This window comes from Sphingomonas sp. VDB2, from assembly GCF_047946695.1.
GTDB lineage: Bacteria > Pseudomonadota > Alphaproteobacteria > Sphingomonadales > Sphingomonadaceae > Sphingobium > Sphingobium bisphenolicum.
Map to the genome: position 1 here is coordinate 1,691,111 of NZ_CP159615.1, position 25,850 is coordinate 1,716,960.

Sequence of the window (25,850 nt, forward strand, 5' to 3'; positions counted from 1 at the left end):
CACTGCGTCGATCAACGGTTTGTTTGACGGTGCATTTGCCATGACCGCCATGCGACGGCACTCGCCGACATATGGGACATGGAGATGAAGAGCCTCATGCACAGATATTATGGGCGGTTCCTGCTCGCCTTGATGGCATTGAGCATGGTCTCATCGTCCAATGGAGCAACGCAAGAGAAGCCGAAAAGCGTTTCTCTCATCTTCAATCTCGACCAGGGGATGCCCAACGGCATAATCGAGAATCTGGATTTGGGCGGATTGGATCGGGCACTAGACACGGTCCAGAGTTTCGAAACCAAATACAAGGTCTATGCCCTCTATTCGCCATTGACGGCACGGACGGACAGGCTCAAGCGCGTGCTGGCCGCGACGGCACGGCATCGGATGCGGTTCATCCTCGACGTCTATTCTTCGGATGTGATAGCCATCGGGAATATTGGCACGCGCGTGCGCGCCGATGCGATCCCGCATGAAGGGCTCGCCATCTCCTTGAAAGCATTGGAGCAGATAAAGCGCGATCCGTTGATCGGGCCGTATTTCGCTGGCATTCGCTTCCATGAAGTAGCTGCGGTGGATTTTACGGTTAAGGCGTGCCTTGATAGCAGGTCCGGGCCGAACCGGGTTGACTGGTGCGATCACTTCCAACGCAATCTACGTCAGCGGAACATTCTCCAACCGTCGAAGATCAGGCCATTTTTCGAATTTGCCAGACGCCATCGGATGATGATCCTCTGGTCCGACTGGAAGTGGGATCAAGGGACGACCGCGCAAGAAGAGCAGCTGGCCACGCTTCTGGCTTCGGGGCGCTATAGCGACCTTCTCGTCCTGCAATTCGCCAACAACCTGCCCGGCGAAGCGGCACGAACCAATGACAGCGCCTGGCAAAGCTGGTTAAAGCGATATCGCCCAGCGGTCGGGCATACTGTTCACGCGCTCGGCCTGTCCGATCAATCCTGGACCTGCGCCAATCAGAAAAGCTGCCCCTCATCCGTAATCATCCAGTGGATGAAACGCGGGCTGGAAGGACGAGCAACAATATTTTCCTTTGAACCGTCTTTCTATTATTTTCTTCTACCCGAAGAACAGCATCCTGTGGGATATCCCAATGCTCCGCAGTGGCGATCGACTTCGGGTAAGGCATCGCCTGTGCTCCGATTGCTGGCGAAGGAATTGGGGGTCGAGCGCCTCGACTGAGACCATGAAAAGTCATCCCTCGCCCCATATCGAAGCGTCGAAGCGCCCAGCCAATGACAACTCGACAACCGATTCAATACAGTTAAGAGTAACATGAACGTCGAATCAGGGTCGTAAGTCGGTCGTTGGGGAAGATCGATTAATCAAACATCTCCCACAGCTATGTCCAAAAATGTCCTAATCTCGGGGATTTCAATGTCCAATCCACAGTTGCATACCGCTGAAGTATCGGTCAGCGTTGTGATTTCTACGCTAAATCGTGCAACGTTGCTGGAAAAATCCCTTAAGTCTCTAGAGCAGCAAAACTATTCCAACTTCGAAGTCGTAGTAGTTAACGGCCCATCCACGGATCATACGGTGGATGTGCTCGACAAATATTCCGGCCGCATCGTTATCGGTGAATTGGACGAAGCAAATCTCTCGAAATCTCGGAATATTGGTATAAACCTCTCATCGGGAGAGCTGGTCCTTTTCCTGGATGATGACGCCTTCGCCGAACCGGATTGGATCGCCAACATTGTCGCGGGATATAAAGACGATGCGGTTGGCGGCGTAGGGACGCGCGTATACGATCATACCGGTTTTCGGTGGCAGATGAACCCGTTCCTCATCGACAAATATTATAACCCCAACTTCGAAGCGCAGCCGCCCTTGTGGGGGTTCGAATTTGCTGGGGCGCACACGATCCCACATATTCTGGGTGCTTCCAGTTCCTTCAGCCGGGAAGCGTTGATGGAAATTGGCGGATTTGATGAGGAAATTGAATATTTTCTGGACGAGTCGGAGGTTTGCCGACGGATTTCAGAAACCGGGCGGAAGATTCGTTTCCTGAATGAAGGCGCGTCAGTTCATCACCAGTTTGCGCCAGGCATCACGCGCGATGAGCGGCGACTCCTGACTCATCCCTATCCCGTCGTGAAAAATAAATATTATGTCTGCTTGTCCGATTGGCGACGCAACGGGGGATCGCTGAGCGACTATCTTACGCAATGCGACGACTGGCTGCAGGAATTGCGGGACGGTGCGCGCTGGCAGCTGGATCATGGCGGCATAACCCGCAAGGAATATGATTCCTTCATGCGGGATGTGGAACGCGGTCTGCATGATGGCAAGGAGCGTGCGCTGAAACAAAGCCGCAAATCGGTGGAGATCACGCCTGCGAAGCCCGAAGCATTATTGCCATTCCCGACGCAAAAACCTGCTGGCGGACGCAAAACCTTTGTGTTCATCTCTCGGGGCAACTTCCGCAAGGGCGGTGGCGGGATAGCGCGTTACATCTGGGATCTGTCGCTCGGTTTCGCCCGGCTCGGGCATGAAACTCACCTGATCACGCTGACGGACGGCCCTTCATCGGTGGAGTTTCATGACGGGCTGTGGATCCGTCATATCTCAAAAGACGCCTTGCAGAATGATGGAATCGATTCCGACGTCGCGGACGTGTTCGGCCATCTGGAATCAGGCGCTGCGAAACTGAATATCGGCTGGGCCAAGGCGGCTCATGCCGAGGTTCTGCGCTTGCGACAAGATCGCTATATTGACCTCGTCGTGGCGCCGGTGTGGGATCAGGAGGGGCTTTATTGCGTACTCGACCGCCGCCTCACCACCGTGGTTTCCATGAACACGACCTTTCGTCGCTTCGCTGATATCGAGTTCCGCAATCTGGCGCGGGCGACGATCGAGGAGCTTACGATGCTGGAAAATCTGTATGTCGGATCAGCCAGGCTGTTTCACGCGAACAGCAGTTCGTCTGCAGAGCATCTTCGTGACGATTTTCAGGTCGGACCGGATGTCAGGATCGTTCATGCCCCCCACGGCGTCGAGGACGCGCCGTCCATGTCCGCAGAAATTGCTCCAGCCCGAAAGGCTCCGACAAGGGATGGCGGGGTGAAAATTCTGTACGTCAGCCGGCTCGAAAAGAGGAAGGGGACCGATCTTTTCCTGGAGGCGGTTGCTCGTCTGGTTCGCAAGCATGGCGATGTTCAGGTGGACATAGTCGGACGGGATGGTCATGCCGATGATCCCGACCGCAGCTTGCGAACGCAATTCGAACGGATATATCCCGGCCAGACCAATGTGGTGTTTCACGGCGAATTGCCGAACGCGGCTTTGCCGGACCTGTATCATGACGCCGACATTTTCTGCGTGCCGTCGCGTTACGAGTCCTTTGGCATCATCTTTATCGAAGCCATGCGTTATGGGTTGCCTGTCGTCGCACTGGATATTGGCGGCGCGCGCGACATCATCGAAAATGAAGTGACCGGCATACTTTGCGCCCGGGAAAGCAGTGCCGCCATTCAGGCAGAGCTGGAACGGCTAGTCATGGACAAGTCGCTGCGAACGCGCATCGGCAAGGCGGCGCGCAAACGGTTTCTGCAGGTCTATGAAAATGAAATCGTCATCGATCAGACGCTTGGGGAACTGCTGAGTCTGCTGAAACCCACCACGCCAGCCTCTTCTCAAGGGTGAGCCGCGATGCTGTACAATAATTATATTCCGCGCATTTCGATTATTTCGGGCATCGTCAACAAAGGCGATGCGATTAGTGAAACCATCCTTGCAGACATCGAAGCGATCGATGCGCTGTCCGCCGAAACGCGCAGGAATTTCGATGTAAAAATATTCTGCCGGGAATCTGACCTGAATGATACGCGCGTTTGCATCACCAATACATTGGATGAAGTGATCAACGACGATCATTTCAAAACGAGCGATATATATTATTTCCACTTTGGAATATTTAACGACATTCATCACGCCATGCATTCCGCCCGGCGCAATGCAAAAATGGCGATATATTTCCACAATGTGACGCAGCCGCAATTTTGCGCGCCTTCTGCGGAATGGTTGATTCATCAATCCTACCAGCAGATTGGGAATTTCCTGACCGCCGACAAGATATTCGCAGCATCGGATTTTTCGGCACGCCAGCTCGCTGGCTATGGCATGGACCTGGACATCGAGGTCGTTCCGCTGTTCGGGCCTAATCAGCCGTCGATCTCGCCGCATCTCAAAGCGATACCCGACGGCGATGATCCGATCAAACTTCTCTATTGCGGACGCTTCGCGTCGAGCAAAGGCGTCGATCAGTTACTTGAAGCGCTGATTAATGTGGACGGTCGCATTGCGCATCCGATCCATCTCACCTTGGCCGGCAAAAGACAGTTTTCCGAAAAGGGATATATCGAAAATCTAAAGCTGCTGGCTGCCAATCTCCCGAAGAACGTGAAGGTGAGCTTTGCGTTCGACCTGGACCGGGCTGACATACGGCAATTATATCTGACCTCGGATGCCTTCGTGCTGCCTTCTATGCATGAAGGTTTCGGTATGCCGGTCGTTGAGGCTTTGCTGTCGGGAACACCCGTCATTTGTTCGGATGCCGGAGCGTTGCGGGAGGTCGGCGGCGGTTTTAGCCTGACCCATGCTGCAGGCAATGTCGATCAACTGACGGAGGCGTTGGTTGGATTTTGCGACGCCATTCTGTCGCAGGAAGTCTTGTGCGACCTTGGTCGCCTCCCCATCGACGCTTGGCAGGAGTCAGTCGAGATACACGCCGCAACATATGAGCGGCATGCCTATATTGCGCGCATGAAAGTGCAATTTGCGCAACTGCTGGAGCCAACCGCCAGTTGGGGCGAAAGCACGCGAGCCAATCTCGCCCAGGTGCCCTCCATGGCATCTGGCGGAAGCAAGCCAAATGCTTGGGATTGCGCCGTGATGGCGACCCTTTACGCCAGCCGCTTCGGGTCCGCCCAACATAAGCGTTCAGAAGCGATGCGAGCATTGCTGAAATTGCCATTTGACCATGATCAGTCGGTGGAAGATGTCAATTATTGGCTGGCCGAGTGGGCGGAACTCGGGACAGAAAACCTGGTCTCTCATCTGACCAACACATCCGAGGTCCGACTTTCGCCTGCCCGGCTGCAATCAAGCGCCTTTTTCAAAGACGCCGTCAGATTGCATGTCGAAGATCAGTCTCCGCTTTCAGACGAAGAACCCTCCCAAGAAAGCGGCGCCATTGGAGTGGAGTTGCTGCTGCTGATGCAGGATAGGCAACTCAGCCCTTCTGAATATATTCGGACCGCCTATCGGCTCGCGTTAAAGCGTGATGCCGATGAAGAAGGGATGGGGCACTATCTCGACAAGCTTCGTTCAACCGGCCCCGATCGCGCCTGGCTGGTTCCCGAGTTGCTGGATTCCGATGAGGCAAAATTGCTTTGGGGGACGGCGCGTCCGGACGTTGCGGCAGTTTAGCTGGGACCGGTCGACATTGAGGAGATGGCGAGCCGAGAATGATGGTTTTATGTGACCCGGAGCGCAGCCTACTCAAAGTGGGCGAGTACCGGAAGTACGGGAAAGAGCCGTTTGCGGACCATCAGAACGCAAGGTCGATCGACCCTGTACGGATTGGCCTGTTGCCGGTTTGGCGGACATCGAGATAGGCTCAATCATGCTACACCAGCTTCCCGTTCGGAATTTATGGGGCTGAGATAGCCAAGGGTCGAGTGAGGGTCCCCCTTTCGTGTCCGGGTATTATGTGAGCCTCCGGCCTTCATCTGCCGGGGTTAACCCCGGCAGATGAAGCAAATTCGGCTGGCGTAAGCCAGCCCAGGGAGGTGTGCGGACGGCACTCGTTATAATCCCGTCTCCACGCGTCGATCCTGCTCCTGGCATCTGCCAGAGAAGAACCAATGGGTGTTCAGGCATTCGTCGCGGAAACGGCCATTGAAGGACTCCACGAAAGCGTTGTCGGTCGGTTTGCCAGGCCGCGAGCCGCGAGAAGTCCAGCGATCCAACGCTTTGGAGATAAACTCCGGGCCATTATCCACCCGTATGGTCCGCGGTGCACCGCGTATCGATGCGATCCGGTCCATGGCCTTGACAGGCACTTTCGCCAGGAATTTCAGGGATTTCCTACTGAAGGACTGGTGCCGCTTACGTGACTCGAACACGTGACCCCATCATTACGAATGATGTGCTCTACCAACTGAGCTAAAGCGGCGTCGGGGCGGGCAGATAACAGCGGACGGGACGAAGGACAAGCGGACATTTCCCGCCGCAGAGCCTTTTTTCCGACCCTGGCGCAACCGCCTCGTCCGGTCCCGATCACGCCAGCCCTGTTTACACGAAATTTACCATCCCATGCCACTGTCGAGTCCCGGAATAGTATTTTGACCTGAAAGTAGGACGATCGGATGGACACGCTGCGGGGGCACGACGCCGCCAATGACGAGGACGATTTCGACTATGCCGGCGACGCGCTGATCGAAACGCCGCCCGCCGTCATCTCCGACGAACGGCGTATGCAGGTGCGCGCCTATAATTATTGGGCGTCGCTGCTGGGCGATCGCACCCTGCCCTCGATCGAGGACCTCAATCCCGACCAGCTTGAGGATTTCGGCCCGCATGCGGTGCTGCTCGACTTCAGCGTCGGCTTCGACAATCCCGCCATCGTCTATCTAGGCACCGCGCTGCGCCAGGAATGCGAGATCGAGGGCACGATCGACTATATCGATGACGTTCCGGCCCGCTCGCTGCTGTCGCGCCTGACAGACCATTATCTGCAGATCATCGCCAATGCCGCGCCGATCGGCTTCGAAGCCGAATTCGTCAATCAGCGCGGCGCGGAGATCATGTATCGCGGTATATTGATGCCCTTCTCCTCCGATGACGAGACGATCGACTTCGTGTTCGGTGTCATCAACTGGAAGGAACTGGCCAGCCGCAGCCTGTCCGACGCGCTGGAACTTGAGGTCGATGAGGCGATGCGCAGCGCACCTGCCGCGCGCGACGCCGCCCCCATCTGGGCCGACGGGCCGGCTGCCGACCAGCAGAGCAACAGCCTGGCGTTCGACATCGAAGAGGATGAGGACGACGCACTCGACCTGGCCGGCATGGAATGCCCGACCGAGGACGCGCCGCTCGCCGACTGGCTGGCGCTCGCCCGCGACGGCGCCGCACGCGTGCGCATCAGCGAAGCACGCAGCCATGCCGCTCTCTATCGCGCCGTCAGCCTGTCCTACGACTTCGCCCAGGTCGCGCAGGTCCGCCCCGACGACTATGCCGAACTGCTGCATGATTATGGCATCAAGGCGCAGGCACGCAGCCCCATGACCGCCGTCATCAAGCTGGTCTTCGGCGCTACCTATGACAAGACGCGCATCACTGAATATGCTACCGCGCTCGATCATGCGCTGGCGGCCCGGCTCAGCGTCGGATCGCTCGCCGCCTATCTGTCCGCCTATGCCGGGGGCCTCAAGGCCCTGGTCCGCGACGAGCGCGCGCTCCGTCGGTCGCAGAAGCCGGCCAAGCCCGATCGCCGCAGGATCGCGCGCGATGCGGTCAAGGCGGCCGCGGCGCTCGATCCGGTGGCGGTCGCCACCGATGCGGACGGCCTGGCCGTCGTCATCGCCCGACGCGAAGCCGACGGGACGCTGGCGATCGTCGCCGCCCTTCCGGAGGATAGCGACCTCAACCAGCGGGTAATCAGCGCCGTCGCGCGCTGACACGCGGCATCTCCCGCTGTGGCACCTCCAGCATCCATGGTAAAATGCCGCAAATGGCGTCGCATCGACGCTCGACATGCGGCGCTGGCTGGTCGATAGTCGCCTCGATGGCAGGTCCCGCAGGCTTCGCGCGGGCCTTATTGCGCTGCATCATTTAATTTCAAGAATCAGAAATTTTATTTCTCGCGAGGGTTGAGCCGCCTCCCTGCCGGGCGCATATAGGCGCCCTGAAAGCCGAGGAGTCGTATGGCGGCGATCCAGCGTCTCCTCCTTCATGATCGAAGCGGATTTAACCGCGTTGAGAGGTGAGCGAATGACGGCGCTGGCGGAAGCGAAGAACAAGGAAGTCGACAACAGCATCCGCGAGGCGCTGGAAGGCGCACTCAGCCGGGGCGCCCTGCCGGGCGAGAGCGAGGGATTTGACGCAGCCGCGCTGGCCGCCGCCGCCGCTTTCCTGGGACGCGCAGCCAATGGCCGCAAGCCGGGACAGGCGGCGATCCTGGTCGAAACGTTGGGCGAAGGGGCCAATGGCCGCTTCATGCGCCTGGCCATCGTCAATGACGACATGCCCTTCCTTGTTGATTCCATCGCCAATGCGCTGGCCGCGGCCGACATCACCATCCACCGCCTCTTCCATCCCGTGCTGTCGGTGACGCGCGACGGGAATGGCGCCCTCTCCGCCATATTGGATGACGACACGCCCGGTGCGCGACGCGAATCCATGATCTATGTCGAAACCGATCGCGCCGACGCGAAGGCGCGCCGCGCGCTTGAAAAGGCTCTGCAGGAAACCTTGGCCGATGTGCGGGCCGCCGTGGCGGACTGGCCCAAGATGCAGGCAGCCCTGGGCGCCGACGCGGACGCCGTGCCCGACGAGGAAGGCGCGGCCTTGCTGCGCTGGTTCCTGGCGCGTCATTTCACCCAGACCGGCCATGAGATCGTCAAGCGCGACGGCAGCAGCAGCGCGCCGCTCGGCATCTGCACCCGCCACGACAAGCCGCTGATCGCTCCCGCCTCGCTGGAAGCCGCCTTCGCCTGGTTCGAGGAAGGCAAGCGCACGCCGCTCATTATCAAGTCCAGCCGCATCTCGCGCGTCCATCGCCTGGTGCTTCTCGACCTCGTCATCGTGCCCGTGCGCGAAGGCAAGGAGGTCAAGGCGCTGTCCATCCACGCCGGCATGTGGACCAGCTCCGGCCTGTCGGCGACCCCGGACAAGGTGCCGCTGCTGCGCTCGGCGCTCTCGACCCTGATGGACAAGTTCGGCTTCGATCCAGTCGGCCATGCCGGCAAGACGCTGGCCCATGCACTGACTGCCCTGCCGCACGACATCACCATCGGCTTCGACCGCGACACGCTGGAGCGGCTGGCGCTGACCTTCATGTCGCTGACCGACCGGCCACGCCCGAAGCTGGCGCTCGCCACCAGCGCACTGGCCCGCCATCTCTATGCCTTCGTGTGGCTGCCGCGCGACGAGTTGTCGACCGCGCGCCGCGTTGCGGTGCAGGATATGCTGGCGAAGGCAGCGAACGGCCCCGTGTTGAGCTGGTCGATCGCGCTCGAAGAAGGCGGCCTTGCACTGCTCCGCATCACGCTTGACCTGCGCGAAGGCGGCGTGGTGCCCGATGACGCCGTGCTCGACCGCCAGCTCAAGCAGATGGTGCGCGGCTGGGTGCCAGCCGTCGAGGAGGCGCTCGCCGAAAGCGAGGAAGGCGGTCGCGCCGCCGCCTTGGCCCAGCGCTTCGCGCCCGGTTTTCCGCTCGCCTATCGCAACGGCGCCGGCCCGGCCGAGGCTGCCATCGACATCCGCCTGCTTCACGGCCTGTCGGGTGAAGGCGACAAATCGATCCGCATCTACCGCAATCCGGAAGACAGCAGCGAACGGCTGCGGCTCAAACTCTACAGCAGCCATACCGTCGCCCTGTCCGAAGTCGTCCCGGTGTTCGAGAATTTCGGCTTCCGCGTGATCGAGGAAATGACAACCGCGATCGACGGCGGCACGCTCGGCCATGTCCAGCGTTTCGTGCTGGAACTGCCCGCGGGTGGCGATGCGCAGGCCGTCATCGTCCGCGCCGACGTCGTGACCGAAGCGATCGCCCAGGTGCTCGAAGGCCGGGCGGAAAATGACCGGTTTAACGAACTGATCGTCACAGCCGGCCTGTCGCCGAGATCGGTCGTGTTGTTCCGTGCGCTCTATCGCTATCTGCGCCAGACCGGCGTCGCCTATGGCATGGCGACCTTCGCCGAAACGCTGCGCAAGGCGCAGGGCGTGACCGCCAACCTCATCATCCTGTTCGAGGCGTTGCACGATCCGGCGACGCAGGATGGTGCGGCCGACCGCATCGCCCATGCCCAGGCGGAAATCGAGGCGGGCCTGGAACAGGTCACAGCGATTGACGAAGACCGTGTGCTGCGTCTGCTGCGCGCCGTCATCACCGCCACGCTGCGGACCAACTTTTACGCGCCCGCCGCGCAGGAAGCGCTGGCGTTCAAGCTGGATAGCGCGCTGGTCCCCGGCCTGCCCGCGCCGCTCCCCTGGCGCGAAATCTGGGTCTATTCCCCCCGCGTGGAGGGCATCCATCTGCGCGCCGGTCCAGTGGCCCGCGGCGGGCTGCGCTGGTCCGACCGGCGCGACGATTTCCGGACCGAAATCCTGGGCCTGATGAAGGCGCAGCGGGTGAAGAACGCCGTTATCGTGCCGACTGGCGCGAAGGGCGGTTTCTATCCCAAGCAATTACCAAGCCCCCTGGTCGATCGCGACGCCTGGCTGGCGGAAGGCACCGAAAGCTATCGCATCTTCATCCGGTCCTTGCTGTCGATCACCGACAATATCGTGAAGAACAAGGTGAAGCATCCGGCCCAGGTCGTCATCCATGATGGCGACGATCCCTATTTCGTCGTCGCTGCGGACAAGGGCACCGCAACCTTCTCCGATGTCGCCAACGCGATCGCGCTGGACCGCGATTTCTGGCTGGGCGATGCTTTCGCCAGCGGCGGCTCCAACGGCTATGATCATAAAGCGATGGGCATCACCGCGCGCGGCGCCTGGATCAGCGTGCAGCGCCACTTCGCCGAAATGGGCGTCGACGTGCAGAGCGAGCCGGTCAGCGTCGTTGGCTGCGGCGACATGTCGGGCGACGTGTTCGGCAACGGCATGTTGCTCAGCAAGGCCATCAAACTGGTCGCCGCCTTCGACCATCGCCACATCTTCTTCGATCCCACGCCCGATCCGGCGAAGAGTTGGGAAGAACGTAACCGTATGTTCGCCCTGCCCCGCTCCAGCTGGGAGGATTATGATAAAAAGCTTATTTCCAAGGGCGGCGGCGTCTTCTCGCGCAGTCTCAAGCGGATCGCGCTGACGCCCGAAATGCAGGCGGTCCTGGACGTCACCGACAAGGAAATGGAACCGGCCGCGCTGATATCCGCTATCCTCAAGGCGCCGGCGGACCTGCTCTGGTTCGGCGGTATCGGCACCTATGTGAAGGCAGCAGCGCAAAGCCATGGCGATGTCGGCGATCCCGCCAACGACCGCCTGCGCATCAACGCCGAACAACTGCGCGTCAAGGTGGTGGGCGAAGGCGCCAACCTCGGCACGACGCAGGCCGGCCGCATCGCCTTCTCGCTGCATGGCGGGCGGATCAACACCGACTTCATCGACAATAGCGCTGGCGTCGACTGTTCGGACAACGAAGTGAACATCAAGATCGCGCTCAACAAGGAAATGATCGAGGGCCGCCTGCCCTTCGAAAAGCGCAACGCGCTGCTCGAAAGCATGACCGACGCAGTGGGCGACATCGTGCTGGAGGATAACCGCCTCCAGGCGCTGGGCCTCTCTATCGCCGAAGCCGGCGGCGCGGCCGACCTCGCCTCCTATGTCCGCCTGATCGAAACGTTCGAGGAAACCGGACGGCTCGACCGCCAGGTCGAAGGGCTGGCCGCCAACGACCAGTTGCTGCGCCGCGGACAGGACGGCCAGGGGCTGACCCGGCCCGAACTGGCCGTGCTGCTCTCGACCGCCAAGCTGGCGCTGCAGGATGCGATCGAGCATGGCGACCTCGCCACCGACGACAGCATGACCGGCGAACTGATGGCCGCCTTCCCCGCCGCGATGCAGAAGAAGGAAGCGGACGCCATCGCCGCCCATGCGCTGCGCAAGGAGATCATCGCCACCAAGGTCGCCAACCGCATCGTCAATCGCCTCGGCCTCATCCATCCGTTCGAACTGGCGGAGGAAGAAGGCTGTTCGATGGCCGACCTTGCCAGCGCCTTCCTGATCGCCGAACGGCTCTATGATATTCGCGCGCTCTGGGCGGATATCGACGCGGCGGACATGGCCGAAGGCGCCCGCCTTGCCCTGTTCAGTGACATCGCCAGCGGCATGCGGGCGCAAATTGCCGACATATTGCGCGCCCTGCCTGCCGGGACGCTGCCCAGCGAAGGGCATGACCGCCTGTCCAAGGGCGTCGGCACCCTGGCTGCCCAGGTCGACGACCTGTTGACCAGCGAGGCGCAACGCCGCACCGCTGCCGTCACCGACCGGCTGCTCGGCCTCGGCGCGCCCGAAACGCTGGCATTGCGCACGGCGGGCCTGTTCAAGCTCGACGGCGCGGTCGGCATCGCCGCCCTTGCCGCACGCATGGGCGTGGACGAAGTCGCGCTCACCCGCGCCTTCACCCATCTGGGCGAAGCGGTCGGCATCGACTGGGTCCAGTCCGCCGCCGCGCGCATGGAACCGACCGATCCGTGGGAACGGCTGCTCATTTCCGGCGTCGCCCGCGACATGCAGCAGGTCCGGCTCGATTTCCTCGCGCACGGAAAGGGCAAGGACATCCCCATTCATGTCGAGGACTGGCTACAGGCCAAGGGTGCGCGCATCCGTCAATTCCGCACCCTGGTCCAGCGCGCAAAGGCCGCCGCAACGCCCAATGTCGCGATGCTCGCCGAAATAGCGGGCCAAGCGCGCGGGTTGCTGGGGCGCTGATTCCAACTGACAAAAAGGGGCGCCGTCCAGCGTGGATGGCGCCCCTATTGGCGTCCGGCAACGTCGCGCCTTATGGCTGCGGCACATCCACAGGCGGTTCGTCGGCATCATCCCCATAAGGATCGGGCAACACGACCTTGGGCGCGTCCTTCTTGCCCGGCGTGGGGATGGCGTCGCCGTAGATGGGGATGACCGGTTCGGCCGATACCCGCCCATGCAGCGCGTCGATCTCCGCCTGCCGCTGCTTCAGATACAGCGTCTTGTAGACGGTGTAGGGATCATCCTCTTTCCGGATCGCCGTGATCGTCTCGTCGAACGCGGCGCGCTCGCCCAGTTGGTTCAGGATCGTCGCGGGAATGACATAGGCCGGCTTGAAGAATTTGCCGCCCAAGGCGAAGGGCAGGATCATCTTGTCCGCGGTGTCGCCGATGATATCGCGCAGCGTGGTCGGCCCGACGATCGGCAGATACATATAAGGCCCTGGCCCCACCCCATAAAAGCCCAGCGTATTGGCGATGCCATTGTCGCGATGGGGCAGGTTGAACGGCTTGCGCTTTGCAACATCGAACAGGCCGACGAAGCCCAGCGTCGTATTGACGCCGAAACGCCCCGCCGTCTCGAACGCCTTGCCCGGCTTGAATTGCAGCAGATAAGCCGCCGCCACGACCGGTTCACCCAGGTTCGAGAAGAAGTTGCGCAACCCCTTGCGGACCGGGCGCGGCAGGCCCTTGTTATAGGCCTTCGCCACCGGCTCAACCACCGCCTTGTCGACCGACTGCACCGCCTCGAAACTCTTGGCGTTAAGCTGCTCCAGCGGATCGCCCTTGGGCGCGCCCTTGTCGCCGGTCACGACGATATCCTGCGCCGCGTCGCCCTGCGGATCAGGTGGTGCGGCGAGCGCCTGGGCCGCGGGCGCCGGATCGGCGGGCGGAACGGACGGCGCGGCATCCTGCGACCCGGCTGCGACTTCCGCGGCCACAGCGAGTTGCGGCGCGGCGGCTTCCGCCTGCGTCCCGATCATCATCATTCCCGCAGCAACGGCCGGCAATAGCATATTCATGTCCTAGCAGCGGCCACACGCTCTCCCCCGCGCAGCCGTCAAGAGCCGTGACGTCCCGGACATGTTTAATCCGTGTTACATCAGGCATATGGTGCGGCTAGAGGTGGTGGCCATGATCGTCAATAGCAAGGCCATGCCATAGACCGGTCTGAAGAGGCCGCTCACCGCAGTCGATCGGCCACCCTATACATTTTGATACAAAATTCCTGCTGCGACTCGTTTGCAACTGCGAGTCGTTCTCGTTATGCGAGGGGCAGTATATCGCAGGAACAATCCTACCCCATGCATGGAACCACCCGTATCCAGTCGCCCAGAAAGAAGAGCGCCAAAGCCTTCTGGATGAAGCAGCTCCATACCTGGCATTGGGTCAGTTCCGCCGTCAGCCTGATCGGCCTGCTGCTCTTCGCCTTTACCGGCATCACCCTGAACCATGCCGCCGATGTCGAAGCATCGCCCCGGACCATAGAGAAAAGCACCACCCTGCCCGCCGACCTTCTGACACAGGTCGCGGCCGACGACGCGCCCGACGTGAAAAAGCCCCTGCCCGCGCCCGTCGCCGCCTGGGTCCAACAATCCGTGGGACAGGCAGGCGCCGGCAATGCCGAATGGTCGGCCGATGAAATCTATCTGCCCCTGCCCCGTCCCGGCGGCGACGGCTGGGTATCGATCGACCGGCATAGCGGCGCCGTCACCAGCGAAAGCACCAGTCGCGGCTGGATCAGCTATCTGAACGATCTGCACAAGGGGCGCAATGCGGGCAGCGTGTGGAAATGGTTCATCGATATCTTCTCGATCGCCTGTTTCGTCTTCGCGCTGACCGGGCTGGTGCTGCTTCAGCTTCACGCCAAGAAGCGGCCCAGCACCTGGCCGCTGGTTGCGATCGGCCTCGCGCTTCCGGCGCTACTCGCCATCATCTTCATCCATTAAAGGGGATCAACCATGCAGATCAGCCATCGTCTGGCTCTGACCGGCGCGGCGGCGCTCGGCGCGGCCGGAACCGCGGCTACGCCCGCCATCGCGCAGACGCTCAATCTCAGCGTCAATATCCCGCGCCTGTCGGTCGCCGAATATCATCGGCCCTATGTCGCCATCTGGATCGAGAAAGAGGGTGCCGCCCCCCGCACCCTGTCGGTCTGGTATGATGTCGACAAGGCGAAAGGCGAAGGCACCAAATGGCTGCGCGACGTGCGCCAGTGGTGGCGCGCATCGGGCCGGTCGCTCAGCTTCCCGGCCGACGGCGTTTCCGGCGCGACGCGCGCGCCGGGCGAACAGAAGATCGCCTTCACCGCCGGTAAGGGGCCGCTGGGCGCGCTCGGCCCCGGCAACTACACGCTGATCGTCGAGGCGGCGCGCGAAGTGGGCGGACGCGAAGTGTTGCGCCTGCCCTTCGCCTGGCCGCCCAAGCCCGGCGCGACCGTCAAGGTGCAGGGCAGCAGCGAACTGGGCGCTATCGCCCTCACTTTCGGCAAATAACAGGGATTAAACCATGAAAAGCAGATTTCTCATCGCGGGCGCGCTCGCTGTCCTGATGGTCTCCGGCTCGGCACAGGCGCATCGTCAGTGGATGCTCCCCTCCTCCACCACCCTGTCAGGCACCGACAGCTGGGTGACGGTCGACGCCGCCGTGTCCAACGACCTTTTCTATTTCGAACATTTCCCGATGCAGACCGACAATATCGTCGTGACGGAGCCTGACGGCGCGACGGGCAAGATCGAGAATGCGGCCAAGGGCCGTTATCGCTCCACCTTCGACGTGCATCTGACCAAGCCCGGCACCTATCGCATCGCCAGCGTCTCGACCGGCGTGATGGGCAGCTATATGCTGAACGGCAAGCAGGAACGCCTGCCCCGCGGTACGACCAAGGACAAGCTGGCCACCGTCATCCCCGCCGGCGCGACCGACGTGCAGACGGCCGAAATGTCGAACCGCAACGAGATTTTCGTGACGCTGGGCGCGCCCAGCACCACCATCTTCAAGCCGACCGGCAGCGGCATCGAACTGGTCCCCGTCACCCATCCCAATGACCTGGTGTCGGGCGAAGCCGCGACCTTCCAGTTCCTGCTCGACGGCAAGCCTGCGTCGAACCTGAAGGTCACGGTCATCCCCGGCGGCATTCGTTACCGGGATGCGCTGGGCCAGATCGACCTGACCACCGACAAGGACGGCAAGGTCGCCGTCACCTGGCCGCAGCCGGGCCTATACTGGCTGAACGCCAGCATCGGCGGCGGTCGTGAAGGCGGCCCCGGTGGTCCGGGCGGCGAAGGTGGCGCGGGTGGGGCAGGCGCGCCGCCAGCGCCCCGTCCGCAGGCGCCCGCAGGCCCGCCGCAGCGGCGCGCCGCCTATATCACAACGCTGGAAGTGCTGGCGCCCTGAACCCGGCCAATCCCCACGGTATCCGCATCGCGATAGCGCCCGGCCTGTCGCCTGACCATTTTGTCGGGCGACAGCGCAGGGGCGCTATCGTCCCATATGGTGGACCCACCATGGGGACGAGCTGGTCGGCGCAAGTCGTCGATCCGCCCGCGCGCTGCGAAAGCGCCATCGAAGCGGTGCTGGCGCGCGTCATCGACCAGATGAGCAATTGGGAAACGGATTCCGCGATCAGTCGCTTCAACCGCTTGGCCGTGGGCGAATGGATGCGGCTCCCCGCCGACATGCTGACGGTGTTGCGCGCCGGGCTGGACATGGCCCGCCGCTCCGGCGGCGCCTTCGATCCCGCGATCGGTCGGCTGGTGGACCGATGGGGTTTCGGCCCCGGCCTCCAGCCCGCGACGTCAGCTACCGTTCCCGCGCCTTGGACGAGCATCGAAGTCGAAGACGATCGCGCCCGCCGACTTGCCGACGTCGCGCTCGACTTTTCCGGCATTGCCAAGGGCTTCGCGGTCGATGCAGCCGCAGCGCAGTTGCGCGCCATGGGCGTCGCCAATTTCCTGATCGAGATCGGCGGGGAGCTGCGCGGCAAGGGCGTCAAGCCCGATATTCAGCCTTGGTGGGTCGATGTCGAAGCGCCGCCCGACCTGGCCGTCCCCAAGCTGCGCATCGCGCTGTGCAGCCTGTCGGTCGCGACTTCGGGCGACTATCGCCGTTTCCGCATCGAGGATGGCGCGCGCCTGTCCCACAGTATCGATCCCGCGACCGGCGCCCCGATCGCGGCCGGCGTCGCCTCCGTCACCGTGCTGCACGACAGCGCCATGCTGGCCGATGCCTGGGCCACCGCCATCACCGTGATGGGGCCGGATCGGGGCATGGCGCTGGCCACCCGCCACGATCTCGCCGCCCGGCTGGTGCTGCGCACGGATGGTGGCGCGCAGGAATATATGACCCCCGCGCTGGCTGCGATGCTGGCGTGACCGGGGCCGGGCGCGGGCGCCGGAATTTCCGGAACTTCATGCATATCGCGCATGGCGAATTTTTGCGCGCGACTTTGCCGCCAGCGGGTGCCGGCTGGCGGCTGAGGGGCGTTGACGATGGGAAGGAGCCGCCCGAAGCCATAGCGGAATCGGGCGATGTAGGACAGAGACGGGTGGCAGGATCGGGTGGTTAGCGGACTGTCTGCTTTCCTCCGTCATCCCAGAGGGATATGGCCGAAAAAGGCCGTTCCCCGTCAGGCGTCGGCCCAGCGGCGCAGGAGGTTGTGATAGACGCCGGTCAGGCGGATGACCTCGTCATGATCCTGCCCCATGGCCGCTGCCACGCCCTGGACGCTGCGGTCGAGGTCGAACAGCATCTGCCGGGCGCCATCGTCCCGCACCATCGACTGGAGCCAGAAGAAGCTCGCCACGCGCCGTCCGCGCGTCACCGGCTCGACCCGGTGCAGCGAGGAAGAAGGATAGAGCACCGCATGGCCGGCGGGGAGCTTCACCTGTTGCACCCCGAATTGCGTCTCGATCGTCAGTTCGCCGCCATCATAGGCGTCGGGTTCTTCCAGAAAGACGGTGATCGACAGGTCGGAGCGCACGCGAAAACCCGTCCCCGCCTGGATGCGCACAGCATTGTCGACATGCACGCCGAACTTCTGCCCGCCGGCATAGCTGTTGAACAAGGGCGGGAATATCTTGAGCGGCAGCGCGGCGGCTATGAACAGCGGCGACCGGCCAAGCGCATCCAGCACCATCTGCCCCGCCTGCCGGGCCGCGTCGCAGTCTTCGGGCAATTGCAGGTTGCGCTTGGCCAGCGCCGATTGATGGCCGGAGGTGATGTTGCCATCCACCCAGTCCGCAGCATCGATGACGGCGCGAATAGCGGCGACGCCGGCGGCATCGATCAGGTCGGGTATGGCAATCAGCATGGAAAAGCGTGTCCGTCAGGCGGCATCGGTGCGCAGGATGAAGGGGATTTCGACCACGCCCCGCACGCGGACCGGCTGTCCGCCGCGGATGGTGGGCTTCCAGCGCCAGCCCTTGACCGCATCCCTGGCGGCATTGTCGAGCCGGGCGAAACCGCTGCTCTGGCTGACGGCGATGCTTTCGACGCCGCCATCCACGGCGAGCGTGATCGTCAGCACCACGGTCCCCTGCTCATGTTTGCGGCGGCTGTCGATCGGATAGCGCGGCGGCTTGCCCGCAACCATCTGCGTGCCGAGGTCGCCGCCCTGCACCATGCTGGGCGGCGCAGGCGGCGCGGTGACGGGTGCGGGCGGTCCCGGCACGGCCACGGTGACAGGTACGGGCGTCGGCGCCGGAACCGGCTCGGGTGATGTCTGGATCTGCACCGGCGGCACCGGCGTCTGCACGATCGGCGGCGGCGCGACCACTTGCGGCGCGGAAGGCGGCGGCGGTGGGGTTTCCGCTGCGGGCGGCGGCGGGGGCGGCGGCGACAGGTTCACCACGGTCAGCTTGGCGATTTCCGCCCGTTGCACATGGTTACGCACCTGGATCAGGGCGCCGATCAACAGCGCGTGGACGACAAGGATGGCCGCAATGGCGGGGATATTGGGGCGGGATCGCGCGCCATAGCGATCGTCCGGCGATGTCGCCGACGATTCGAACGACCTGGACGCAACCGAAGCGGAAGTGTTCGCCTGCTCCGAAACCGCATCATAATCGTCGATTGGCTGGCTCGCCGCCTGCAACATGACAGTGTCTTCCCTTGCGTGACCCCGTAGCATTTGCCGATAGCCTGTAGACTAATGCGAATCAATTGCGATGTTTGCAGAGAAACATGGAGAATGAATGAGACGGGCGGCCACCCGGAGCGCATGGGCCTTTGCGGTCGGATAAATCGCCGCCCGTCCTGCGTCCCCGGCCGCATCGGACCGGGGAAAGGGCGGGCATCAGAACTGATAGTTCAGGCTGAACACGGCCGACCGCGTCGGCGCAGGCTGCGCCCAGCTTCCGCCAATCGCATTGCGCACCGTCGTCACATATTTCTCGTTGGTGAAGTTCTGGACGTTGACCTGCGCCTTGAGGTTCGGGGTGATCGGATAGTTCACCATCAGACGATGGATGGTGTAGCTCGGCACATGATAGCCGACATAGGTGCCAGCCGTAAGCTGGGCCAGCGTCGGCTGGTTCAGCAAGAACCTGCCCTGATAGGTGAGGCCATATCCCAGTTCGAGGCCGAAGGCGAAGCGATAGGTGGTGAACAGGCTGCCCGAATGTTTGGGCGTGTTGGTCAGCGCATAGCCGGCCGTCGGATCGGGAAAGGCCGGGCTGTTGGCGCAGGTGCCGGCCGCCGGGTCCGTGGCCCCAGGATGGGCGAGGCAGTAATCCGAAACGCCCTGTTTGATCTTCGATTTCAGATACATGTAATTGGCAGAAATCGTCCAGTTGCCGGTGATATTGCCCGACGCGCCGAAGGAAATCCCCTCGACCCGCTGATGCCCGTCGGTCGCCTGGTCCGGCAGGGTCGGATCGCCCGAGACGACCTTGATCTGGTCGCGATCGTTGCGGAAGGCGGCCAGGGTCAGCAGCAGCTTCCTGTCGAACAGGTCGGCCTTGGCACCGATCTCGTAATTTTTCGTGGTTTCCGGCTTCACGAAGCAGGTGCCGCTGCCGCCCGCCGCATTGGCCACGGTGCAGGTGCCGTCGACCGAGGCTTTCGAAGGCAGCTTGCTGTTGCCATAGGCGACATAGAGGCTGGTGTCGGGCGTCGGCTTCACCACCGCGCCGATGCGATAGGAGAAGAGATTGTCGTCGGTGCGCGGCGGGTTGGTCACGCTGGTCAACTGGCCAAGCGTCGCGTCGACCGCGGTGCTGTAGGCGAAGCTGCGGCTGAGACCCTTCACATTTTCATAACGCAGACCGCCGTTGATCTCGAAAAAGTCGCTGAACTTGATCGTGTCGAACAGATAGGCGGCATAGCTGGTCTGCTCGCCGAGCGACCGGGCCGAGCGGATGAAGTTGATGGGACCATTATAGTCGTTGTTGCCATAGGTGTATCCCGCCGGACCCTGGACGATGTCGCCGGGGTTGGCGATGCTGACCAACGGGAAGAGCGGGGTCGAGCCATCGGCGTTGCGGGGCAGCGCGCCCTGTTCCTGCCGATATTGTTCCCACATCGCCGACGCGCCGAGCACCAGCGTGTGGCCGATCCCGCCGGTGTCGAAATCGGCGCTGAGGTCGATCTGGTTATAGGCGGTGGTGTTGTTGATGAAACGCTGCACGCCGCGGCCGCCGGTGGGCAGATAATAGCCGGCCGGTACGGTGAAATTCGCACCGTTGACGGTGGTGGTGCAGGCCGCGCCGATCCCGGTGTTGACGTCTGGCGGCTGAAGCCCCGTGGAGGCAAGGCAGAAGGTGCCGTTGGGCTGGCTGGTGATCGTGTTCTGGCGAATATGTTCGTAACGGGTCAGGTTGCGGATCTTCACCGTGTCGCTGAACGCATGGCTGAAGATGGCCTGGAGCGAGCGCGTCCTGCTGTTCTGTTGGTCCAGATTGGCGAAGCCATAATAGCCCGACCGGTCGAATTCCCTCAGGAAGCCGCCCTCGCGCGGATAATAGCGCACGCCATATTGGGGCATGGCGTCGTCGTGCAGATATTCGCCTTGCAGCGTCAGGCTGGTGGGGCCGTCGATGCCGATGGTGATCGCGGGGGCAAAGCCGTAGCGCTCGTAATTTTCGACGTCGCGGCCGGGCACGTCATTCTTGTGATAGACGGCGTTGAGGCGCACCGCGATCAGGTCGTTGACGCGCTGGTTGGCGTCGATCGTGGCGCGGTGATAATTGTCGGTGCCGATGCCCGCGTTCAGGATCGTCTGGTCGTCAGCCAGCGGCCGCTTGGTGACGAGGTTGATCGTGCCGGCGACCGAGCCGCCGCCGTTCATCACCGAATTGGCGCCGTTGGTGACTTCGACCTGCTCGATATTATAGACTTCGTTGCGGTTGAGGAAGGCGCCCGACCGCACGCCATCGACGGTCACGTCATTCTTCGCGTCCTGGCCGCGCAGGATGATGCGGTCGCCATAGCCGAAGCCGCCCTCGCCCGCGCCGAAGGTGATGCCGGGCACGGTGGACAGGACGTCGCGCAGGGTGAGCAGATTCTGCTGCTGGATGGTTTCCTTGCCGATGACGGTGATGGTCTGCGGCGTGTCGAGCAGGGGCCGGGTATATTTGGGCGATTCCGCCTTTTCCACCTTGATCGCCGATTCATCGATCGCGGTGTCGGTGACGGTCATGCCGCCCAGCCGCGGACCCTTTCCAGCTTCCTGCGCGCCCGCAGTCGTCGCAAAGGCCATTGCGCCGACGCAGCTCAGCGCCAGAAAGGACGTTATATTCCCGGACTTCGGCATGTTCGCAGATCCCCCTTTGGTTGTTGAGGGCCTGCTATTGAGAGTCTTTCTCATAGTCAACGCTATTGAGAATAATTCTTATCTTTGTCGCAAAATGTATCGGCAAACAGCCAGCAGCGGATGGCGCTGGCCAGATTGGGCGGATGCGGCACGGCCAGCCGCGCCGCGTCGATGCGGGCGACCAGCGCGTTGATCGGGAGATTGTGTCGGGTGGCATGGGCGCGCAAGGCGTCCCAGAAGATCGGTTCCAGGCTGATTGCGGTCTGATGCCCGGCGATGGTCACGCTCCGCTTGACCGGCGGCGCGAAGGGCGACCCTTCCAGCCCTTCCGGGCTATCGGCAGGGTCGCCCGTCACCATCAATACATGTGCTGGCCGCCGTTGATCGACAGGGTACTGCCGGTCACGAAGCCGCCTTCCTCGCTGCAGAAGAAGGCGACGCCACGCGCAATCTCGCTGGCCTGGCCCAGGCGACCGACCGGGATCTTGGCAACGATCTTCTCCAGCACCGGCGCGGGCACGGCGGCGACCATGTCGGTGTCGATATAGCCGGGCGCGATCGCATTGACAGTGATGCCGGACTTGGCGCCTTCCTGCGCCAGCGCCTTGGTGAAGCCGTGGATGCCGGACTTGGCGGCGGCATAATTGACCTGGCCATATTGGCCGGCCTGGCCGTTGATCGAGCCGATATTGACGATCCGCCCCCAGCCGCGTTCCCGCATGCCGCCGAAGGTCGCCTTGGACATGTTGAAGCAACCGCCGAGGTTGATGCGCATCACCTCGTTCCAGTCGTCGAAGCTCATCTTGGCCAGCACGCCGTCGCGGGTGATGCCGGCATTGTTGACGACGATGTCGACCGGGCCGAGCGCTTCGGTCACCGCGGCGCAGCCGTCGAGGCAGGCCTGATGATCGCCGACGTCCCATTTGAAGGTCGCGATGCCGGTCTTGTCGGTAAAGGCCTTCGCCTTCTCCTCATTGCCGGCATAGTTGGCGGCGACGGTATAGCCCATCTCCTGCAACGCCAGGCTGATCGCCTCGCCGATGCCGCGCGTTCCGCCGGTCACAATCGCCACTCTCGACATATCAGCGTCCTCTTCCTGCAACAGGGGTCAGTCGATCCAACCCGAAAGCTCGCGGCCCATAAGCCTCTGATAGAGAGTGATAGCTTCCGCCGACGCGTTTAGACAGGGCAAAAGGGCAAATTTTTCGCCACCTTGGGCCAAAAAAACCGCTTTCGCGCGCAGGGCGATTTCCTCTAGGGTTTCAAGGCAATCCGCCGCGAATCCGGGCGTGACCACAGCAATATTGCGGACACCGTCTTTCACCAATCTGGCGAGCGTGGCTTCGGTTTCCGGTTCGAGCCATTTGGCCCGGCCGAAGCGCGACTGGAAGCTCATATGAACCGGCAGAGCCAGCGCTTCGCGGAGCAGGCGAACGGTCTTGACCGACTGGCAATGATAGGGGTCGCCCAGATGCAGCGTGCGTTCGGGCATGCCGTGGAAACTGGCGAGCAGCGCGTCGGGCACGAAGTCGAGCGCGGCGACATGCCGGTCGATCGACGCCTTGAGCGCGGCGATATAGGCCGGATCGTCATGATAGGGCGGCAGGGTGCGGATGGCGGGCTGCCAGCGCATCGCGGCCAGCGCGGCGAAGGCGGCGTCATTGGCGGTCGCGGTGGTGGCCGCGCAATATTGGGGATAGAGCGGCGCGAGCAGGATGCGCTCGCAGCCTTGCGCCTTCATCGCCGCAAGCTTCTCCGCAATGGCGGGATTGCCGTAGCGCATCGCCCAGTCGACCACCACGCCCTGCCCCATCGCCTGTTGCAGCGCATGGGCGGTGGCGCGGGTATGGACGGCCAGCGGCGAACCGTCCGGCGTCCACACCTGCTGATAGGCATGGGCGGATTTCTTCGGCCGGGTGGTGAGGATGACGCCGCGCAGGATCGGTTGCCAGAGGAGTTGCGGAATCTCCACCACGCGCCGGTCGGACAGAAATTCCGCCAGATAGCGGCGCACCGCACCGGCGTCCGGCGCGTCCGGCGTGCCGAGGTTGATGAGCAGCACGCCGACCTTGGGCGTGGGGATGGCGGGATGATCGGGTGGCAGGGTCATGCGGTGCCCACTAGCGGCAGACTGCGCAGCCGTTGCCCTGTCCATGTGTACAGGGCGTTGGCGATGGCGGGCGCGACGAGCGGGGCGGCCAGATCGCTGACGCCGGCCGGATCGGCGGTGCTGCGCATCAGTTCCACCGTGACTTCGCCGATGTCGGCGAGGCGCGGCAGGTTCATGCGGCCGAGGATGGCGCGGGTCGGCAGGCCGCGCTCATAGGGAATGGAGGCGCCCATCGCATAGGCGAGGCCATAGACCAGCCCGCTTTCGATCTGCTGGCGGGCGATGTCGGGATTGACCTGATCGCCGGCGTCGACGGCCGCGACGATGCGGCTGACGCTGAGCTTATCGCCGTTCATCGCCGCCTCCACCATGATGGCGGCATAGGCACCGTCCATCATATGGGCGGATAGCCCCTGCCCGCTGCCCGCTATGCCGCCCTGCCAGCCGCCCATCGACGCCGCGGTCGACAGGCAATGGGCGAGGCGCGGATTGCCGCCCAGCATCTGGATGCGGAAGGACATGGCCTCCATCCCCGACAGATGCGCCAGTTCATCGACGAAACTTTCCGTGAAGAAAGCGCCGTGGAGATGGGCATTACCGCGGGTGAAGCCGAGCGGCAGGCCGACGTCGGTCGGAAAATGATCGACCGCCCAGTTGGGAATGGCATAGGGCGGGGCCATGCCGGCGACGGCCAGTCGGGTCGCCTTGTCCACTGCATCCGCCGCCGCAACGTGCGGCAAGACGCCATCGGCGATGCGCGCCCATGTCTGCGTCAGGGCGCAGGGCGCGGCGACCTTCGCCAGCCAGCCTTCGATCGCGCCGTTGCGGCCGAGCTTGGCCGCCATGCGGGCGTGGGCGGGGGCGCTGGGCCGATCCTGGACCACATCCTCCAGCCGCGACCAGAGCAGTTGCACCGGCCGCCCCATGTCGCGCGCCAGCAGCGCCGCCTGCACCCCGGCATCCCAATCCATCCTGCGGCCGAACGACCCGCCGGCATGGAGCGGATAGAGCGTCACCGCCCGTTCCGGCAGGCCCAGCGCATCGGCGATCGCCGCGCGGGCGAGGCCGGGCGCCTGCGTCGCCATCCAGATTTCCGCGCCGTCGTCGGTGACGCGGGCGGTGGCGCACTGGGGTTCGAGCGCCAGATGCAGCCCGGCATCGACCTGATATTCGCTGGCGAGGATGGTCGCCCCCTCGAACACCGGGGCCAGATCGCCCTGGGCATAGAGGCGGCGACCGTCCGACCCCGCAAAAGCCGCCTCCAGCGCATCGTCGATGCCGCCACTGCTGACCGGAACGCCGCGCAGGGTAAAGACCGGGTCGGCGAGGTCGAGCGCCTTGTTGGCGGCCCACCAATTGCTGGCGACCGCGGCGACCCAGCGTTCCTGCCGCACGAGCTTGAGGAAGCCGGTGACGCTGCCGGCGGCGCGTTCGTCCAGCCCGGCCAGCAGGGCGTCGCCGATCGGTCCCTGCCGGATCGAGGCATAGACCATGTCGGGCAGACGAATGTCGGCGGTGAAATTATGGCTGCCGTCGATCTTCGACGGGGTATCGAGCCGCGGCAGATCCTGCCCGGACAGGCGGCCATCCTGCCCCTGGCGATAGGGCAGGATATCGGGCAGGTCGAACCGGGCGGCATCCGCGACCACATCGCCGATCTTCATGCGGCGCGCGCCGCCGTCAGAGATGATGCCATCCTGAATGTCGCAGTTTTCCCAGGGAATGGTCCAGCGCGCCGCGGCCGCCTTGCACAGCAGAACGCGAGCCGCGGCGCCGGCGTCGCGATAAGCATCGCGGAACATCGGAACGGAGGTGCCGCCGCCGGTCAGCATCAGCGCGCCGCGCGTCGCATATTGGCCGATCGCCCAGTCGCCAGCGTCGCCCAGCAGCCGCGTCCAGTCGCTCGCCAGCCATTCGCGCGCCAGCAGGGTGTTGGCGTAGAGCGGACTGATCGGCGCGCTCTGCACCGCGATGGTGCGCCAGTCGGCGCCCAGTTCGTCGGCCAATATCTGCGGCAGGACGGTGGTGACGCCCTGCCCCATTTCGGTCTGCGGCACGACGACGATGATCTGGCCGGATGCATCGATCTTCAGGAAGGCGTTGACGATGGTTTCGCCGGGACCGGCGTTGAGATTGGGCTGGTAGCTGCGCGGCCATACGCCCCAGGCGAGCAGCAGCCCCGCCGCTGCGCCACCGCCGATCAGCAGCGTGCGCCGGTTGATGCCCTGATGTTTGCCGGATTGCTTCCGCGGGGTGCGCGCCATGCCAGCCTGAT

At 63.1% G+C, this 25,850-nt stretch carries 17 protein-coding genes, 1 tRNA gene and 1 pseudogene; 9 read left to right on the forward strand and 10 right to left on the reverse strand.

The annotated features are described in order from the left end of the window. The first annotated feature begins 84 nt into the window (after positions 1-84). From ABT375_RS08350 to ABT375_RS08360, 3 genes are all read left to right on the forward strand, one after another. Positions 85-1,194, forward strand: a complete 1,110-nt coding sequence (locus tag ABT375_RS08350) for a hypothetical protein (RefSeq protein WP_224547339.1) — start codon at positions 85-87, stop codon at positions 1,192-1,194. Between the two features lie 195 nt (positions 1,195-1,389). After that, positions 1,390-3,660 carry a glycosyltransferase gene (locus ABT375_RS08355; RefSeq protein WP_416464728.1) on the forward strand — a complete coding sequence of 757 codons (2,271 nt, stop codon included), beginning with the start codon at positions 1,390-1,392 and terminating at the stop codon, positions 3,658-3,660. A gap of 6 nt (positions 3,661-3,666) precedes the next feature. Next, positions 3,667-5,445, forward strand: a complete 1,779-nt coding sequence (locus ABT375_RS08360) for a glycosyltransferase (protein ID WP_224547341.1) — start codon at positions 3,667-3,669, stop codon at positions 5,443-5,445. A 298-nt stretch (positions 5,446-5,743) separates the two neighbouring features. Here the strand turns inward: ABT375_RS08360 and ABT375_RS08365 are convergent. Further along, positions 5,744-6,071, reverse strand: a pseudogene (locus ABT375_RS08365) (integrase core domain-containing protein); the annotation flags it as partial. A 46-nt stretch (positions 6,072-6,117) separates the two neighbouring features. Beyond that, positions 6,118-6,193 (reverse strand) — tRNA-Thr (locus ABT375_RS08370). A 193-nt stretch (positions 6,194-6,386) separates the two neighbouring features. On the opposite strand from ABT375_RS08370, the gene ABT375_RS08375 reads away from it, so the two are divergent. Further along, on the forward strand, positions 6,387-7,697 hold the full coding sequence (locus ABT375_RS08375) for a hypothetical protein (RefSeq protein ID WP_416464729.1): 1,311 nt from the start codon (positions 6,387-6,389) through the stop codon (positions 7,695-7,697). A 313-nt stretch (positions 7,698-8,010) separates the two neighbouring features. Beyond that, positions 8,011-12,675, forward strand: coding sequence for an NAD-glutamate dehydrogenase (locus ABT375_RS08380; protein ID WP_416464730.1), 4,665 nt, complete (start codon positions 8,011-8,013; stop codon positions 12,673-12,675). 70 nt (positions 12,676-12,745) lie between these two features. Here ABT375_RS08380 and ABT375_RS08385 read toward each other — a convergent pair whose 3' ends face one another. Further along, positions 12,746-13,729: a VacJ family lipoprotein gene (locus ABT375_RS08385; protein WP_416464731.1), complete on the reverse strand. Its 984-nt coding sequence runs from the start codon at positions 13,727-13,729 to the stop codon at positions 12,746-12,748. A 288-nt stretch (positions 13,730-14,017) separates the two neighbouring features. On the opposite strand from ABT375_RS08385, the gene ABT375_RS08390 reads away from it, so the two are divergent. The 4 genes from ABT375_RS08390 (at position 14,018) to ABT375_RS08405 (ending at position 17,086) form a co-directional block, all read left to right on the forward strand. Next, positions 14,018-14,662, forward strand: coding sequence for a PepSY-associated TM helix domain-containing protein (locus ABT375_RS08390; protein WP_416464732.1), 645 nt, complete (start codon positions 14,018-14,020; stop codon positions 14,660-14,662). Between the two features lie 12 nt (positions 14,663-14,674). Continuing rightward, positions 14,675-15,208, forward strand: coding sequence for a DUF2271 domain-containing protein (locus ABT375_RS08395; RefSeq protein ID WP_416464733.1), 534 nt, complete (start codon positions 14,675-14,677; stop codon positions 15,206-15,208). A gap of 13 nt (positions 15,209-15,221) precedes the next feature. After that, positions 15,222-16,109 (forward strand): DUF4198 domain-containing protein, encoded by an 888-nt coding sequence (locus ABT375_RS08400; RefSeq protein ID WP_416464734.1) that lies wholly within the window; start codon positions 15,222-15,224, stop codon positions 16,107-16,109. Positions 16,110-16,219: 110 nt separating this feature from the next. Beyond that, entirely contained in the window at positions 16,220-17,086 is an 867-nt protein-coding gene (locus ABT375_RS08405) for an FAD:protein FMN transferase (protein ID WP_224547347.1), read from the forward strand. Between the two features lie 254 nt (positions 17,087-17,340). On the opposite strand, the gene ABT375_RS08410 is transcribed toward ABT375_RS08405, so the two are convergent. From ABT375_RS08410 to ABT375_RS08440, 7 genes are all read right to left on the reverse strand, one after another. Then, a complete protein-coding gene (locus ABT375_RS08410; protein ID WP_224547348.1) occupies positions 17,341-18,024 on the reverse strand; it encodes a Fe2+-dependent dioxygenase in 684 nt (227 codons plus the stop codon). A 15-nt stretch (positions 18,025-18,039) separates the two neighbouring features. Next, complete coding sequence (locus tag ABT375_RS08415) at positions 18,040-18,810, reverse strand: energy transducer TonB (RefSeq protein WP_416464735.1); 771 nt, start codon at positions 18,808-18,810, stop codon at positions 18,040-18,042. A 198-nt stretch (positions 18,811-19,008) separates the two neighbouring features. Continuing rightward, positions 19,009-21,465 (reverse strand): TonB-dependent receptor, encoded by a 2,457-nt coding sequence (locus ABT375_RS08420; RefSeq protein ID WP_416464736.1) that lies wholly within the window; start codon positions 21,463-21,465, stop codon positions 19,009-19,011. A 62-nt stretch (positions 21,466-21,527) separates the two neighbouring features. Further along, the gene (locus ABT375_RS08425; protein ID WP_416464737.1) at positions 21,528-21,824 is read right to left on the reverse strand and encodes a ribbon-helix-helix domain-containing protein; all 297 of its coding nucleotides are present in this window, start codon (positions 21,822-21,824) and stop codon (positions 21,528-21,530) included. Further along, entirely contained in the window at positions 21,824-22,546 is a 723-nt protein-coding gene (gene phbB, locus ABT375_RS08430; protein ID WP_224547356.1) for an acetoacetyl-CoA reductase, read from the reverse strand. Before phbB ends, ABT375_RS08425 begins: the two co-directional genes overlap by 1 nt. Before the next feature lie 27 nt (positions 22,547-22,573). Further along, the gene (gene hemH / locus ABT375_RS08435) at positions 22,574-23,575 is read right to left on the reverse strand and encodes a ferrochelatase (protein ID WP_416464738.1); all 1,002 of its coding nucleotides are present in this window, start codon (positions 23,573-23,575) and stop codon (positions 22,574-22,576) included. Further along, a complete protein-coding gene (locus ABT375_RS08440) occupies positions 23,572-25,839 on the reverse strand; it encodes a molybdopterin cofactor-binding domain-containing protein (protein WP_416464739.1) in 2,268 nt (755 codons plus the stop codon). Before ABT375_RS08440 ends, hemH begins: the two co-directional genes overlap by 4 nt. Positions 25,840-25,850 lie beyond the last annotated feature (11 nt).